The following is a 998-nucleotide window of genomic DNA, read 5'->3' on the forward strand; positions in this document are numbered from 1 at the left end:
GTTTTATAGGGGAAAGCCCGGTAGTGGTTCATGGGATCAAAACGGTAAAGGGGACACGTGGGTACAAAATCAGATGGTCAGGTTGAAGTGGATGATAACGGCTATGTAATGGGCAGTTCAGAAAAGGGAGCTTATTTCAGAGTTCATGCCAGTAAATCGGAAACAGATCATAATTTGGGACTGCATATACAGCTTGTATTTGAAAATGGTGAAATCAGATATTCAACCCACCATGAAAATCGCCTGCTCCTGATTCTATTTAATGATACGAATACGGAAACAATTGGCTTCGACGCTCTGAAACGCTTGCCTGATCCACCACGGGAGCTTCCATTCTGGTCTGATTCGTTTATTCATCTTCATGACGACTGGTGTGCTCTTATTAAATATGGTCACTCGTCTCCTAAGCTAGCGGACCTGTCATCCGGCCTTCATATACAGGAAATAATTGAGGCATTCTGATATGGATACCATTCTTTTAACCGGGCTGTTTGCTGCATTTTTCACAACGTTTGCGTTCGCTCCCCAGAGCATAAAAACTATCAGGACACGCAATACCGAAGGTATCTCCGTTGTTATGTATATCATGTTCCTGACAGGTGTAATCTCATGGATAGCGTATGGCATTATGCGATCTGATTTTGCCGTACTGATCGCCAATATTGTCACACTGTTTCTGGCTGCACCAGTGCTTGTAATAACACTTATCAACCGCAGGAAAAAACACGTATGAATATTGCAATCATCGGCGCGGGTCCTGCCGGCATCATTTCTGCCCGTAATGCGATTAAAGCAGGTCACTCCGTGGTTCTGTTTGAGAAGAATACCCGAATTGGGGAGATCTGGAACCCCTGGAGTGGTGGCGCTTACCGTAATGCCTGTATGCAGAACTCTCGTTATACATTTCATTATACTGGCTTTCCCCCTGGCGATATCGATGAATTTCTAGGAGTGGAACAGGTATTCAGATATCTTTCGGCCGTGGCCGGAGAGGATGC

At 45.0% G+C, this 998-nt stretch carries 2 protein-coding genes and 1 pseudogene; all 3 read left to right on the plus strand.

The features are described from left to right. Positions 1-462: pseudogene (locus RTW80_RS25985) on the plus strand (gfo/Idh/MocA family oxidoreductase); the annotation flags it as partial. 1 nt (position 463) lies between these two features. After that, positions 464-733, plus strand: coding sequence for a SemiSWEET transporter (locus tag RTW80_RS25990; protein WP_000379710.1), 270 nt, complete (start codon positions 464-466; stop codon positions 731-733). Further along, the coding region (locus RTW80_RS25995) for an NAD(P)-binding protein (protein WP_312720956.1) at positions 730-998 on the plus strand (269 nt) is incomplete at its 3' end. The genes RTW80_RS25990 and RTW80_RS25995, both read left to right, overlap by 4 nt.

The organism is Escherichia sp. AM3, assembly GCF_032029835.1.
GTDB classification, from domain to species: domain Bacteria; phylum Pseudomonadota; class Gammaproteobacteria; order Enterobacterales; family Enterobacteriaceae; genus Escherichia; species Escherichia coli.

Bases quoted from the DNA above. Each gene is read 5' to 3' on its own strand.
- RTW80_RS25990 (WP_000379710.1), top strand. From the start codon at position 464: ATGGATACCATTCTTTTAACCGGGCTGTTTGCTGCATTTTTCACAACG.